Origin of the sequence: Nonomuraea sp. NPDC049152 (genome assembly GCF_040648355.1) — a bacterium.
Classification (GTDB): domain Bacteria; phylum Actinomycetota; class Actinomycetes; order Streptosporangiales; family Streptosporangiaceae; genus Nonomuraea.
This window is the reverse complement of sequence record NZ_JBEZDO010000002.1, coordinates 271,087-284,488: the sequence shown is the minus strand read 5'-3', so window position 1 is coordinate 284,488 and position 13,402 is coordinate 271,087. Positions and strand designations below refer to the sequence as shown.

13 protein-coding genes and 1 pseudogene are annotated in these 13,402 nt (G+C 72.3%); 11 read left to right on the top strand and 3 right to left on the bottom strand.

Features of this window, described 5'->3' with window-relative positions:
* The first annotated feature begins 46 nt into the window (after positions 1 to 46).
* From AB0B45_RS05045 to AB0B45_RS05015, 7 genes and pseudogenes are all read left to right on the top strand, one after another.
* A complete protein-coding gene (locus AB0B45_RS05045) occupies positions 47 to 943 on the top strand; it encodes an ACP S-malonyltransferase (protein ID WP_358125461.1) in 897 nt (298 codons plus the stop codon).
* Positions 943 to 1,899, top strand: coding sequence for a beta-ketoacyl-ACP synthase III (locus tag AB0B45_RS05040; protein WP_358125458.1), 957 nt, complete (start codon positions 943 to 945; stop codon positions 1,897 to 1,899). The genes AB0B45_RS05045 and AB0B45_RS05040 overlap by 1 nt, the downstream gene beginning before the upstream one ends.
* 74 nt (positions 1,900 to 1,973) lie before the next feature.
* Positions 1,974 to 2,213: an acyl carrier protein gene (locus AB0B45_RS05035; RefSeq protein WP_358125456.1), complete on the top strand. Its 240-nt coding sequence runs from the start codon at positions 1,974 to 1,976 to the stop codon at positions 2,211 to 2,213.
* Between the two features lie 35 nt (positions 2,214 to 2,248).
* Positions 2,249 to 3,481 carry a beta-ketoacyl-ACP synthase II gene (gene fabF / locus AB0B45_RS05030; RefSeq protein ID WP_358125453.1) on the top strand — a complete coding sequence of 411 codons (1,233 nt, stop codon included), beginning with the start codon at positions 2,249 to 2,251 and terminating at the stop codon, positions 3,479 to 3,481.
* Positions 3,482 to 3,492: 11 nt separating this feature from the next.
* The gene (locus AB0B45_RS05025) at positions 3,493 to 4,917 is read left to right on the top strand and encodes a carboxyl transferase domain-containing protein (protein ID WP_358125450.1); all 1,425 of its coding nucleotides are present in this window, start codon (positions 3,493 to 3,495) and stop codon (positions 4,915 to 4,917) included.
* Between the two features lie 302 nt (positions 4,918 to 5,219).
* Positions 5,220 to 5,549, top strand: a pseudogene (locus AB0B45_RS05020) (sulfotransferase family protein); the annotation flags it as partial.
* Positions 5,550 to 5,608: 59 nt separating this feature from the next.
* Positions 5,609 to 5,878, top strand: a complete 270-nt coding sequence (locus AB0B45_RS05015; protein ID WP_358125447.1) for a sulfotransferase — start codon at positions 5,609 to 5,611, stop codon at positions 5,876 to 5,878.
* Between the two features lie 69 nt (positions 5,879 to 5,947).
* Here AB0B45_RS05015 and AB0B45_RS05010 read toward each other — a convergent pair whose 3' ends face one another.
* Positions 5,948 to 6,442, bottom strand: a complete 495-nt coding sequence (locus tag AB0B45_RS05010) for a DUF3145 domain-containing protein (protein ID WP_358125443.1) — start codon at positions 6,440 to 6,442, stop codon at positions 5,948 to 5,950.
* 175 nt (positions 6,443 to 6,617) lie between these two features.
* On the opposite strand from AB0B45_RS05010, the gene AB0B45_RS05005 reads away from it, so the two are divergent.
* From AB0B45_RS05005 to AB0B45_RS04990, 4 genes are read left to right on the top strand one after another with little or no spacing between them, the layout of a single operon-like run.
* Positions 6,618 to 7,634 (top strand): S8/S53 family peptidase, encoded by a 1,017-nt coding sequence (locus AB0B45_RS05005; RefSeq protein WP_358125440.1) that lies wholly within the window; start codon positions 6,618 to 6,620, stop codon positions 7,632 to 7,634.
* A 39-nt stretch (positions 7,635 to 7,673) separates the two neighbouring features.
* The gene (locus AB0B45_RS05000; RefSeq protein WP_358125438.1) at positions 7,674 to 8,228 is read left to right on the top strand and encodes a sigma-70 family RNA polymerase sigma factor; all 555 of its coding nucleotides are present in this window, start codon (positions 7,674 to 7,676) and stop codon (positions 8,226 to 8,228) included.
* On the top strand, positions 8,225 to 8,671 hold the full coding sequence (locus tag AB0B45_RS04995; RefSeq protein ID WP_358125435.1) for a hypothetical protein: 447 nt from the start codon (positions 8,225 to 8,227) through the stop codon (positions 8,669 to 8,671). Before AB0B45_RS05000 ends, AB0B45_RS04995 begins: the two co-directional genes overlap by 4 nt.
* A complete protein-coding gene (locus AB0B45_RS04990; RefSeq protein ID WP_358125432.1) occupies positions 8,668 to 11,256 on the top strand; it encodes a CHAT domain-containing protein in 2,589 nt (862 codons plus the stop codon). The genes AB0B45_RS04995 and AB0B45_RS04990 overlap by 4 nt, the downstream gene beginning before the upstream one ends.
* Before the next feature lie 3 nt (positions 11,257 to 11,259).
* Here the strand turns inward: AB0B45_RS04990 and AB0B45_RS04985 are convergent, their stop codons facing one another.
* Both AB0B45_RS04985 and AB0B45_RS04980 read right to left on the bottom strand, forming a co-directional pair.
* On the bottom strand, positions 11,260 to 12,066 hold the full coding sequence (locus AB0B45_RS04985; protein ID WP_358125429.1) for a sulfurtransferase: 807 nt from the start codon (positions 12,064 to 12,066) through the stop codon (positions 11,260 to 11,262).
* Positions 12,063 to 13,223: a nucleotide pyrophosphatase/phosphodiesterase family protein gene (locus AB0B45_RS04980; protein WP_358125426.1), complete on the bottom strand. Its 1,161-nt coding sequence runs from the start codon at positions 13,221 to 13,223 to the stop codon at positions 12,063 to 12,065. The genes AB0B45_RS04985 and AB0B45_RS04980 overlap by 4 nt, the downstream gene beginning before the upstream one ends.
* Positions 13,224 to 13,402 lie beyond the last annotated feature (179 nt).

Sequence of the window (13,402 nt, the reverse complement as noted above, 5' to 3'; positions counted from 1 at the left end):
GGATCTCTATCCGCGTGTCGGACTTCTACAGGGCATGGTGGAATCCGTGTTCGTACTCGTCGCCCCGGGCCAAGGCGCCCAGACCCCAGGCTTCCTGTCGCCATGGCTAGAGCTACCAGGCCTCGCGGACAGGCTTTCGGCATGGTCGGAGGTCGTCGGGCTCGACCTGATCGCCTACGGCACCACCGCTGACGCCGACGAGATCCGGGACACCGCCGTCGCCCAGCCGCTGCTCGTGGCCGCCTCGCTCGCCGCCGCCGAAGCGCTCGGCGCGACCCCCGACCTGCTGGCCGGGCACAGCGTCGGCGAGTTCGCCGCCGCGGCCCTGGCCGGAGTGCTGACCCCCGAGCAGTCACTGACGCTGATCCGCGAGCGCGGCCAGGCCATGGCCAAGGCCGCCGCGGTCACCAAGACCGGCATGACCGCGGTCCTCGGCGGCGTCGAGGCCGACGTGCTGGCCGCCATCGACAAGCACGGCCTGACCCCCGCCAACATCAACGGCGCGGGACAGATCGTCGCGGCGGGCACGCTGGAGCAGCTGGCCGCCTTCAAGGAGGAGCCGCCCGCCCGCGCCAGGCTCATCCCGCTGCCGGTCGCCGGAGCGTTCCACACCGTCCACATGGCCCCCGCCGTCGACCATCTCCGCGAGACGGCCTCCGGCATCACCCCCGGCGACCCGCACACCAAGCTGCTGTCCAACGCCCACGGCAAGGTCGTCGACAGCGGCGCGGAGTTCGTCGCCCTACTGGTCGACCAGGTCAGCAACCCCGTCCGCTGGGACTCCTGCATGGAGACCATGGCCTCGCTCGGCGTCACCAGGATGGTCGAGCTCCTGCCCGGCGGCACCCTGACCGGCCTGGCCAAGCGCGCCCTGCGCGGCGTGGAGAGCGTCGCGCTGAAGACCCCCGACGACCTCGACGCGGCCAGGGAGCTGATCAAGTGATGAGGATTCCCGACGTCGCCCCTGGGGCGAGGATCCTGGCCTTCGGCCACTACCAGCCGACCAACATCGTCACCAACGACGACCTGGCCAAGACCATCGACACCAACGACGAGTGGATCCAGTCCAGGGTCGGCATCAAGGAGCGCAGGGTCGCCCCCGCCGGCGAGTCCGAGATCGACATGGCCGTCCAGGCGGGCGGCAAGGCCCTGGCGGGCTCCGGTCTCGGCGCCTCCGACATCGACCTGGTGATCGTGGCCTCCTGCACGCTCGAGTCGCAGATCCCCAACGCCGCCGCGCGGGTGGCCAACCGCCTGGGCATCGAGGCCCCCGGCGCCTTCGACGTCAACGCCGCGTGCGCGGGCTTCTGCTACGCGCTCGGCACCGCCAGCGCCGCCGTACGGTCGGGGCAGGCCACCAACGTGCTGGTCGTCGGCACGGAGAAGCTGTCGCAGTGGGTCGACTGGACCGACAGGGCGACGGCGGTCATCTTCGCCGACGGCGCGGGCGCGGCCGTGGTCACGGCCTCCGACACGCCCGGCATCGGCCCCGTGGTGTGGGGCAGCGCGGGTGACAAGTACGACGCGATCATCATCAAGGACCGCGACTCCTTCCTGCACCAGGAAGGTCAGACCGTGTTCCGCTGGGCCACCACGGCGCTTCACCCCGTGGCCAAGGAGGCCTGCGAGCGTGCGGGGGTGGACCCCGCCGACCTGGCGGCGTTCGTGCCCCACCAGGCCAACCTGCGCATCATCGAGGCCATCGCCCGCAAGCTCGGCGCCGACAACGCCGTCATCGCGCGCGACATCGTGCTGGCGGGCAACACCTCCGCGGCGTCCATTCCACTGGCCCTGTCTCGCATGATCGAGCGGGGCGAGGTGCAGTCGGGCCAGCTGGCCCTCCTTCTCGGCTTCGGCGCCGGTCTGACCTACGCCGGCCAGGTCGTCGAGATCCCATAGCTTGTACGGCATGGCCGCCGCCGATGCGGCCGCCGTACAAAACCCAAGAAGAAACTCAAAGGAGAACTACCGACATGGCAGTCAGCGAGCAGGAGATCCTCGAGGGCCTCGGCAAGATCGTTAACGAGATCACCGGGATCCCGGCCACCGAGGTCACCCCGGAGAAGAGCTTCGTGGACGACCTCGACATCGACTCCCTGTCCATGGTCGAGATCGCCGTGGCCGCGCAGGACGAGTTCGGCGTCGAGATCCCCGACGACCAGCTCAAGAACCTGAAGACGGTCAAGGACGTCCTCAACTTCATCCAGGCCTGAACCCTTCCCTTCTGATCAGCAAGGAGCGTAACCACGTGAGTGCGAACCGGGCACGAGTCGTCGTCACCGGGTACGGCGCGACGACGCCCCTCGGTGGAGACGTCACCTCGACCTGGTCGGCGCTCCTCGCCGGTCAGTCTGGTGTGCGGCCTCTCACCGAGGACTGGGTCGACAGCGTCCCCGTGAAGTTCGCGGGCGTCGCGGCCGTCGACCCGTCCGAGGTGCTGCCACGGCCGGAGGCGCGTCGTCTCGACCGCAGCGAGCAGCTGGCCCTGGTCGCGGCGCGTGAGGCCTGGCAGCACGCGGGTGCGCCGCAGGTGGCGTCCGAGCGGCTCGGCGTGGTCGTCTCCAGCGGCATCGGCGGCATCACCACGACGCTGTCGGCCTACGACACGTTCAAGGAGAAGGGCTGGAGCCGCCTTTCGCCCTTCACCGTCCCGATGCTCATGCCCAACGGTCCCGCCGCGTGGATCGGGCTCGACCTGGGCGCGATGGCAGGTGTCCACGCGACCGTCTCCGCCTGCGCCTCCGGCGCGGAGGCGATCGGCTACGCGATGGACATGATCAGGTCAGGCCGCGCCGACGTCGTCGTGGCAGGCGGAACCGAAGCGGCCATCCACCCGCTCAACATCGCCGCGTTCGCGGCCGCGCGGGCCATGTCGACCCGCAACGACGACCCGCAGGGCGCCTCGCGTCCGTGGGACCGCGACCGCGACGGGTTCGTGCTCGGCGAGGGCGCGGGCATCGTCGTGCTGGAGTCGGAGGAGCACGCCAGGGCGCGCGGCGCGAAGATCTACGCCTACGCCTCCGGCGTCGGCTACTCCGCCGACTCCCACCACATCACGCAGCCCGAGCCCGAGGGCAGGGGCATCATCATGGCGATGACCCAGGCGCTCACCGACGCGGGCGTGACGGGTCAGGACATCAAGCACATCAACGCGCACGGTACCTCCACCCCGGCCGGTGACGTCATCGAGGTGCAGTCGGTGGCCAAGGCCATCGGCACCCATCCGCTGGTCACCTCCACCAAGTCCATGACGGGCCACCTGCTGGGTGGCGCCGGCGGCATCGAGTCGGTCTTCACGATCAAGGCTCTCGAGGACCGCATCGTGCCCGCGACCATCAACCTGGCCAACCCTGACGACGGCATCGAGGTGGATCTCGTCCACGGCGAGTCCCGCAAGCTGCCGCAGGGCGACATCGCCGCGGTGAACAACTCGTTCGGGTTCGGCGGTCACAACGTGACCGTCGTCTTCACCACGCACTGAGGGAGCCACAGATGACCGTGCTCGACAACGGGGTGGTGACCGGCGCCTCTGATGAGACGCCCGCCGATCCCCGCGATCCGTTCGTCCGCCTGACCGCGCTGCTCGACGAGGGCTCGCTGCGGCTGATCACTCCCCAGGACAAGAGCGGCGTCCTCGCCGCCATGGGCCGCGTCGAGGGTGTTCCCGTCGTCGCGTTCTGCAGTGACGCCCGCTTCCAGGGCGGCGCGATGGGCGGCGAAGGCTGCGAGCACATCGTGCACGCCTACGACGTGGCCGTCCGTGAGCGGGTGCCGGTCATCGGCGTCTGGCACTCCGGTGGTGCGCGACTCGCCGAAGGCGTCGAGTCGCTGCACGCCGTCGGCCGGGTCTTCGCCGCGATGACCAAGGCGTCCGGCATCGTGCCGCAGCTGTCCGTGGTCGTCGGCTCCGCCGCGGGCGGCGCCGCCTACGGCCCCGCCCTCACCGACATCGTGATCCTCGCCGACCAGGGCCGCATCTTCGTGACGGGCCCCGACGTGGTGCGCAGCGTCACCGGCGAAGACGTCACCAGCGCCGCCCTCGGCGGCCCCGAGCCGCACAGCAAGCGCAGCGGCGTGGTCCACGTCGTCACCAAGACCGAGGCCGAGGCGCTGCTCAAGGCGCGCCAGCTGGCCGTACTGCTCGGCCACCAGGGCAGGGTGCGCACCTCCTCGGTCGAGGAGATGGACTTCTCCACGCTCCTTCCCGAGTCGGCCAGGCGCGCCTACGACGTCAAGCCGCTCGTCAACGGCCTGCTCGACGAGAAGGGCATCGAGCTTCACCCCAAGTGGGCGCCCAACATCGTCACCACGCTCGGCCGCCTGGGCGGCAGGACCGTCGGCGTCATCGCCAACAACCCGATGCGGCTGGGCGGCTGCCTCGACGCCACGTCCGCCGAGAAGGCCGCTCGCTTCGTTCGTATGTGTGACGCGTTCGGCGTCCCGCTGGTTGTCCTCGTGGACGTTCCCGGTTACCTGCCGGGCGTCGGCCAGGAGCACGACGGCGTGGTCCGCCGCGGCGCCAAGCTCCTGCACGCCTTCGCCGAGGCCTCCGTGCCGCGCGTCACGCTCGTGACGAGGAAGGCGTACGGCGGGGCGTACATCGCGATGAACTCCCGCTCGCTCGGCGCGACCAAGGTCTTCGCGTGGCCGACGACCGAGGTCGCCGTCATGGGCGCCGTCGCGGCCGTCCGCATCCTCAAGCGGCGCGAGCTCGCGGCCGCTCCCGAGGAGGAGCGGGCCGAGCTGGAGCAGCGCCTGGCCGAGGAGCACGAGAAGCTCGCCGGCGGGCTGCAGAGGGCCCAGGAGCTCGGCGTGATCGACGAGGTCATCGACCCCGCGAGCACCCGCGGCGCCATCGCCAAGGTGCTGGCCACGGCGACGCCCGCAAGGGGCGCCCACGGCAACATCCCGCTGTAGCCGCTCGACGACCTGTGCCCCTCCACCCTCTAGAACTTGCACTCCGGGGTGGAGGGGCTTCGTCGTGCGGCCCTTCGGGGCTTGGCTCCTGCGATCTGCCCGTGCATCCTGAGATCGATAGGAACGTCTCGGTGTGACATTCCTTGACCGGCGATGTCACACCGCGCCGCTCGCCATGGCTTCCAGGATGGGCACGAACCGGCGTGGGAGCCCGGCGCGCGGGTATCCGGCCACACCCCAACCGGAGGTACGACGTGTTGCACGTGATCGGCGCGGGGTTGCCGCGCACCGGGACGAGCTCGATGAAGGCCGCGCTGGACCGGCTGGGTTTCGGCCCCTGCTACCACATGTTCGAGATCCTCTCCAAGCCCGACCATGTCGACAGGTGGCTGCCCGTCATCTCCGGCGAACCCGTGAACTGGGAAAAGGTCCTCGACGGCTACCGGTCCACCCAGGACTGGCCGGCCAGCCACTTCTGGCGCCAGCAGGCGGCGGGCTATCCTGACGCGAAGGTCATCCTGACCGTGCGGGATCCGCATCGCTGGTATCTCAGCATGCAGCAGCTGATCGCCAACGGGCCGGGCAGGCAGCTGCCCGCCGACCTGCCCGAGGCCGCCTCCGCGGTGTTCAGGTCGATGGCGCGGCTCGACCCCGTGATGGAGCGGATCGTCGGCGCCACCTTCGGCGAAGGGTGCAGCCTCAGAAAGGGCACGAGGAGGAGGTCGCCGTGGCGGCCTTCCACCGCCATGTGGCCGCCGTCAAGGAGAGCCTGCCCGCGGACCGGCTCCTCGTCTTCGACGTGCGCGAGGGCTGGGAGCCGTTGTGCCGGTTCCTGGACGTCGCCGTTCCGGCCGGCGAGCCCTTCCCGCACCTCAACGACTCCGAGGCGATCAAGAAGACGATGGAGCGCCTGATGCAGGGAGGCGACATCTCCACGCCCTTCGGCTCCGGTCCGGCCTGACGCGATCAGGCACGCAAAACAGCCCGTGAGCCTGGGAGCGGCTCACGGGCAGGCGGGAGAGGTGGGAGGTCAGACGGCGGCGTGCAGCCAGCGGACGGGGGCGCCGTCGCCCGCGTAGCGGAAGGGCTCGAGCTCCTCGTCCCACGGCTTGCCGAGCATCTTGTCGAGCTCGTCCTCCAGGACGCACCGCCCCTGGGAGGCCATGAGCATGACGGCGCGCAGGCGGTCCTCGGGGATCATGATGTCGCCCGCCGCCCCGACCACCGCGGTGAAGGCGCCGAGGGTCGGCGTGTAGGCGTGCCTCGACCCGTCGACGCCGGGCGAGCCGTCCTCGGTGATCTCGAAGCGGATGCGCTGCCAGCCCATGAGCGAGGAGGTGATGGCCGCGGCGATGCCAGGGCGTCCTTCCCACTCGGCCTGCGCGCGCACGACGTTCGGCGCGGCCGGTTGGGGCGTCCACGTCAGGTCTACGGGCACGCCAAGGACACCCGCGACTGCCCATTCGATATGAGGGCACAGCGCGGGCTGAGCCGAGTGGACGTACAGCACGCCACGAGCAGACACCGGACCTCCCGTTTCGGTACGAGGTGCGCCTTCCCCAACGGCCTCGTCCTGGGATGATCACAAGTGACTAGGGAGAGACTACCGTCGGTCGCCGCCGGGTGCTAGAGGGGGGCTATACCAAGATGTTGCGACTGAGGCATGTGACGCTTGGCCCGGCAGGGAAAGATAACGGGCCATGGACATCCAAGCCGTCGGCGCGGCGCTCATCCGGCCAGGTCAAATCCTCACCGAGCGCGGCGCCATGTCCGCGGCCGAGCAGTGGACGCAGGCGGTGGCCGAGGCCGAGGGCGTCTTCCGCATCAGGTTGACGCCGGGCGTCGATCCGTGCGAGATCGTGATGCGGCTGCGGGAGGAGGGCTACCGCGCCTCGCCGAACCACGTGCTGGTCGGGCAGCCGCTGTGGTTCGGCGGCCCCGCCTCCAGGCCCTTCCCCGCCGCGCCGGTGGACGCGCCCTCCGGCAAGGGCTCGCCCGTGACGGTCGGAGTCCTCGACACAGGCGTGGCCGCACACCCCTGGTGGGCCGAGAGCGACTGGTACCGCACGCTCGGCCCCGAGGCCGTCGACCGGCCCAACGACGAAGGCAACGGCACCGGCGGGCTCGACAGGCAGGCCGGTCACGGCACGTTCATCACCGGGCTGATCCAGCGCCGCGCTCCCACCAGCGTGCTGCGGGTGGGCAGGGTGCTGGGCGCGGACGGCGTGGGCGACGAGGCGGGCCTGCTGCGCGCGCTGAACCGGATGCGCGCCGACCCTCCGCAGGTCCTCAACCTCTCGCTCGGCTGCCACACCTTCGACGACCAGCCCTCCCACCTGGTGGCGGACGCGCTGGCCTCGCTGCCCGGCACGGTGACGGTGGCCTGCGCCGGCAACACCGCCTCCGACCGGCCCTTCTGGCCCGCCGCGCTGCCCGGGATCGTCGGGGTGGGCGGGCTCGACGCCGCCGAGGAACGCAGGGCGCCGTTCTCCGGCTTCGGCCCGTGGGTGGACGCGTGGGCCAGAGCCGACTGGCTCACCAGCGCGTTCCTCGAGTGGGGCGAGTTCGGCGGATACGCGCACTGGAGCGGCACGTCGTTCGCCGCCGCGCTGGTGTCGGGCGCCTTCGCCGCGTCGCCATCGACGCGAGAGCCGGCCGACCTCCCTGGTTCACGGGAAATTCCTCATCTGGGAGTTGCCGTCCCCGCGGGTCTGTAGAGTTTACGCTCAGTCCTCGTCTCATTACGAGGAGGTATCGTGAGCGACGCCCGTCTCCCGGAGGAGCTGCTGGAAGCGGCTGCCGACGGCGACCACTCCGCATGGACCGGCCTCGAGGACCGGTTCGGGCAGCGGATGTGGTCGGTCGCTCGCGCGTGTGGGTTGAACGAAGCCGACACCGCCGACGCCGTGCAGGGCGCATGGTTGCGGCTTCTTGAGCACCTTCACTCGATCAGGGATCCGGCGAGCGTCGGCGCCTGGCTGGCCACGGCCGCCAGGCGTGAGGCGCTCCAGATCATGAGGAAAGGGATGGGGAATCACCCTCACCTCTGCCTTCCCGAAGGCGGTCCCATCGATCCCGACCCGGCGTCGGCCGTCCTCGAGGCCGATGCGGGACGTCTGCTCTGGCAGGCGGTGTCTGATCTGCACGAACCATGCCGGACCCTGCTCCGCCTGATGGCCACCGTTCCCGAGGCGGGAACGCACCAGATGGCGGTTCGGCTGGGCGTGCCGGTCGGCAGCGTGGGCCCGACCCGCCTTCGCTGCCTGCAGAAGTTGCGCACCCGAATCTCACTAGAGGAAGCGGTGCCATGAGTGGCGACGAGTATCTCCTGGCCGCGCTCCGCATCGCCGCGGGGCACGACCCGATTCCCGCCCACGTCTCGGCCGCCGCCCGTGACGCGTACTCCCTCCGGCTGGCCCAGGTGGTCACCGCCGGGCCCGTGGAGTGCGTGGCCACGAGGGGCACTCGTGACGCGGACGGGCCGCGCATGGTCAGGTTCGCCACGGCGGACCTCTCCTTCGATCTGGAGGTGACCATCGGGGACGGTCTCATCGATGTGGCGGGGCGGGTGTCACCTCATCCTGGTGACGGGGCCACGATAGACATCCGCACACCACATCTCACTGTCTCTCGCGATCTGCGGGAGACCGGCCAGTTCGCGGCGACGGGATTGCCGCCGGGCTGGTTCAGCGTGGTCTGCCACCGGCCGGGGTTCACCCCAGTGGCCACCGGTTGGGTGCGGATCCGCCCGTGACGAACAGGCTGGTCGCGATGGCGGAGGACGCGATCCTCCAGTCCGGCGTCGACCCTGCGCGGGCACTCGCCAACGCCCGCGCCGTTCACGCCGCCGCCAAGGGGATGGGCGCCGTCGAACCAGCCGTCGTCGCTCTGCGCGCCATGGCGCTGGCCTCCAGGGAGCTCGGCGACCTGGAGGCCAGCGAACGACACCTTCGCCAGGCGATCGCCACGGGAGGCGCACCCGCTGATCGCCTGGCGCAGGCCAGGTTGTCCCTGGTGACCGTCCGCACCCAGCGCGGTCACCCGCTGCAGGCGCTCCGCATCGCCGCGATGGCCTGGGCCTACCTGTCCCCTCTCGACCGCGCCAAGCTCGACACGCAGCGGGCGGTGGCGCTGGCTCATCTGGGCCGCTACCAGGAGGCCGTGGCCTCGTGCGACCGCGCTGTCGCCGTCCTGGCCGAGGCGCCGGGCACCATCGACGACCAGCGCTTCCTGGCCGGCGGGCTACTCAACAGGGGCCTGGTGCACGCCTACCAGAGCCGGTGGGCGCAGGCCACCGCCGACATCGCCGCGTGCCTGCGGCTGTCCCAGAGCGCGGGGCTGGCTCACCTGACCCGCCTCGCCGCCGCCAACCTGCCCTTTCTCGCCGTACGGCAGGGCGACATCCCTGCGGCGTTCGCCCACTACCGGGCCTGCGAGGACACGTTGTTCGGCTTTCCCGAGCGGCTGGCCACGATGCGCGCCGACTTCGCCGGGGCGCTGCTGGCCGCCCAGCTGCCGGGCGAGGCGAGGGCGATGCTGAGCCTCGCCGTGCCCGAACTCGAAGCGGCGGGCGCGCAGGCGGCGCTGGCCGATGCCAGGCTGCTGCTGGCCCAGGTGGAGCTGCTGACCGGCGACGCCCGGCAGGCGCTGGCCGTGGCCCGCAGGGCGCAGTCCGAGCTGTGCGCCCACGGCCGCGAGAGCGCCGCGCCGCTGGCCGCCGAGGTCGCCCTGCGCGCCAGGCTCGTGCTCGAACCTGACTCCCCCGGCCTGCCGGCCGAGCTGCTGGCCTGCGCGCACGAGCTGGCCGCCTGCTCCTACGCGGCGGGCGCGGCCGCGCTGCGGCTGGCGGCGGCCGAGCTGGCGCTGGCCAGAGGCGACACGGCGACGGCCACGTCCCAGCTGGCCCTCCTCGACCCCCACTCCGCCGCCGCGGCCGAGGCCGCCGCGCGGGAGCCGCGCCGCCTCGCGCCCCTCCTCGACGCGCCCACGCTTGCCATGCGGCGGCTCACCAGGCTGGCCTCCGCGCAGCAGGCCGAGCACCTGGCCGATGACGACGACCTCGACGAGGTGCCCCCGCTGGTGCGCTGGCACGCGGCGGCGCTGCTGGCCGGGGTCAACGGCGACCACGCGGGCGCCTTCGGGGCGGTGCTGCGCGGCCTGTCCGACCTCGGCGCCGACGCCGAACGGTTCGACGATCCCTCGCTCAGGGCGCACAGAGTGCGGGCGGGCCTGCGCCTGGCCTCCTACGGGCTCGGCCTGGCGATCTCGGGGGGCGGTCCCGAGGCGGTGTTCGGGTGGGCCGAACGCTGGCGGGCCGTCTCCGGCGGCCGGCCCTCCGCACCGGCGATCGGCGCGGTCACGGCGGCGCTCGACGGGGCGGCGCTGGTGGAGTTCCTTTGCCACGAGGGCGCGCTGCTGGCCGTGGTGATCACCCCGTCGGGGTGCGAGCTGCGCCGCGTCGCCGGCGCCACGTACGTGGCCGAGGCGGTCATCAGGCTGCGCTACGGCCTGCGCCGCGCGAGCTTCGGCGACGGCGCGGGCGATCATCAGGCGCCGGTCGCGGCCGAGGCGTCCTCGCTGGAGCGGGTCCTTTTCGGGCCGATCGCCGACCTGGTCGAGTGCCGTCCGCTGGTGATCGTCCCCGCCGGGCCGCTGCACACGCTGCCGTGGTCGGCGCTGCCGCTCCTGCGCGGCCGCCCGCTGAGCGTCGTCCCGAGCGCCGCCGCCTGGCTGGCGGCCCTCGCCCGCCGCACCGCTCCACCCGCCCACCGAGAGCCGCTCGTGGTGGGCGCGGCCGGGCCGGGGCTGGAGCATGCCGAGGAGGAGGTGCGGCGGGTGCTGGCCGCGCACCGGCGGGCCGAGCGGGTGCCCGCCCGCACGGCCGAGGTGGCCGCCGCGCTCGGCAGGGCCGAGGTGCTCCACCTGGCCGCCCACGGCACCTTCCACTCCTCCAGCCCGCTGCTGTCGAGCATCGAGCTGGAGGACGGGCCGCTGATGGCCTACGACCTGCTGCCCCTGAGCATGCGGCCGGGCCTGGTGGTGCTGTCGGCGTGCGACTCGGGAATGGCGCGGGTGCCCGCCGAGGGGGCGCCGCTCGGTCTCGCCGGGACGTTCCTCTCGCAGGGCGCCTCCTGCGTGGTCGCGGGGCTGATCCCGGTGCCCGACGAGGAGGCGCTGGCGCTGATGACGGTCTTCCACGACCTGCTGGCCGCGGGCGGAGCTCCTTCGGCCGCGCTGGCGGAGGCCGCGAGCAAGACGGGGGTGCTCGGCTTCGCCTGCTTCGGCGCGGGCGAACACCCCGTCGTCGTCCGCGATGCCGCCGTGGACGCCCGGCGGTGAGGGTCAGCCGGTGGCGATGGGGCGGGCGGGGTCGCTGATCCAGTGGGACCACGAGCCGACGTAGAGCGCCGCGTGAACGCCCGCCAGCTCAAGCGCCAGCACCTCGTGCGCGGCAGTGACGCCCGACCCGCAGTAGGCGCCCACCTCGGCCCCCTCCACCGCGCCGAGGGCGGCGAAGCGGGCGCGCAGCGTGGCGGGGTCGAGGAAGCGGCCGTCGGGTCCGACGTTCTGGTCGGTGGGCGCGCTGACCGCGCCGGGGACGTGCCCCGCCACCGGGTCGATCGGCTCCACCTCGCCGCGGTAGCGCTCGGCCGCGCGGGCGTCCATCAGCACGCCGTGACCCGCGAGCTCGCCCGCCTGCCCGGCGCTCAGCGTGAGCATGCCGCCCGGCCTGGCGGTGAAGTCGCCCGACACGCTCGGCTCCTCCTTGGAGACCGGCTGCCCCGCCTCGATCCACGCGCGGAACCCGCCGTCCAGGACCCTGACGTCCTCGTGCCCGAAGTAGCGCAGCGTCCACCACGCCCTGGCCGCGGCCATGGAGTCGGCGTCGTCGTAGACGACCACGGGACGGGAGCCGCTCACGCCGAGCCTGCGCATCGAGGCCGTGAACGCCTCCGCCGAAGGCAGCGGATGACGGCCGCCGCCGTTCGGCGGCGCGGCGAGGTCCGCGTCGAGGTCGCAGTAGACGGCGCCTGGCACGTGCCCCTCGGCGTACGACTCGCGCCCTGAGGGGCCGCCCCGCCGGTAGCGCACGTCGAGCACGCTGGCTCCCTCCATCGCGGCCAGCTCCGCCGGGTTGATCAGGGTCATCGGGTGGATACCTCCAGTAGTGGGATGTGCTGCTCGGCGGCTGTGAGCGAACCGTGGTAGCCGGTGAAGGCCGCCTCGACCGGATGGGTCTCAGAGGCGAGGATGGCACAGTCGGCGTACGGCACGGCGACGACGTCGCCGATCCTGCCCAGCCATTCGCTTCGCACACCGGGGCCGAACCAGCCCGACTCGATCGCCTCCTGCCTGGACACGACCCACGCCTTGCCCTGCAGCAGCTCGCGCCAGGTCTCCAGCACGGCGGGGGCGGCGCCAGGCTCGGTGTAGAGGTGCCTTGCCCTCGCCTCCCCTCCGAACATGGCCACGCCCGCGCTCAGCTCCGGCGTGGCCTGGGCGTCGATCTTCTCCTCGGCGTTGACCATGCCGTGGTCGGCCGTGACGTACAGGGCCGAGCCCGACGGCAGCCCCTCGGCCAGCCGCTCCGCCATCCTGTCGACGATCTCCAGTTGGTCGAGCCACTGCGGTGTGCCCCAGCCCACCAGGTGGCCCGTGGCGTCGAGGTCGCCGTAGTAGACGGTGACGTGGGCTCGCGCGGAGCCGTTCAGCGCGGCCCGCACTCCCGCCACCCGCTCGTCGACGGAGTCGGCGGGCACGTAGCGGACGCCGCGGTAGACGGCGTCGGTCAGGCCCGTCCCCTCGAACGCGGCGGGAGCCACGTAGCTGGCCTCGATGCCTGCCCTGGCCGCGCGCTGGTAGACGGTCTCGGCCGGTTGCCAGGTGTGCGGGTCCATGGGCGGCATGCCCTTGGGCAGGCTCCAACGCAGGCAGTTGAACAGGTGGTTCCGTCCAGGAACGGCCAGTGTCAGGCCCAGCATGCCGTGCTCGCCAGGCGGCAGGCCTGTGCCGAGCGTGCACAGGCTGGTCACCGTGGTGGCCGGGAAGCCGGCGGTGAGGGCTCGCGCCCTGGTGGAGGCGAGGAAGGGGGCGCGGTCGGCGTGCGCGTCCAGGAGCCTGGCGCCGAGCCCGTCGACCACGAACACGCACACCCGGTCGGCGGGGTCGAGCCCCAGCACGTTGTCGTCGTCGGGGGCCGCGCCCAGGGCGGCCAGGAGGGAGCCAGGCAGGTCGGCGAGGGAGGCGCCGCCGTAGGCGGGGACCACGGGCGCGTGGTCGTACGGCGTGGCCCTGTCGCTGTCCATCAAGCACCTCGCTCGCCTCGCGTGGATGTCTGGAACCGTTCTAGCGGCCCCGCCCGCCCCGCGGTAGGGGGCGGGCTTCCCGATCCTGAACGGCTCGCCCTCGCGCCGGACTTCCCGGTGGCCGTCCGTGGGCCTCCGGAGGCGGGCAACGGCACGTCGGGTCCGCCGGATCGTGGAGG

Excerpts from the sequence above, each read along its gene's own strand:
- AB0B45_RS05040 (WP_358125458.1), top strand. The coding sequence starts at position 943 with ATGAGGATTCCCGACGTCGCCCCTGGGGCGAGGATCCTGGCCTTCGGC.
- AB0B45_RS05035 (WP_358125456.1), top strand. The coding sequence starts at position 1,974 with ATGGCAGTCAGCGAGCAGGAGATCCTCGAGGGCCTCGGCAAGATCGTT.
- AB0B45_RS05025 (WP_358125450.1), top strand. The coding sequence starts at position 3,493 with ATGACCGTGCTCGACAACGGGGTGGTGACCGGCGCCTCTGATGAGACG.
- AB0B45_RS05005 (WP_358125440.1), top strand. The coding sequence starts at position 6,618 with ATGGACATCCAAGCCGTCGGCGCGGCGCTCATCCGGCCAGGTCAAATC.
- AB0B45_RS04995 (WP_358125435.1), top strand. The coding sequence starts at position 8,225 with ATGAGTGGCGACGAGTATCTCCTGGCCGCGCTCCGCATCGCCGCGGGG.
- AB0B45_RS04985 (WP_358125429.1), bottom strand. The coding sequence starts at position 12,066 with ATGACCCTGATCAACCCGGCGGAGCTGGCCGCGATGGAGGGAGCCAGC.
- AB0B45_RS04980 (WP_358125426.1), bottom strand. The coding sequence starts at position 13,223 with ATGGACAGCGACAGGGCCACGCCGTACGACCACGCGCCCGTGGTCCCC.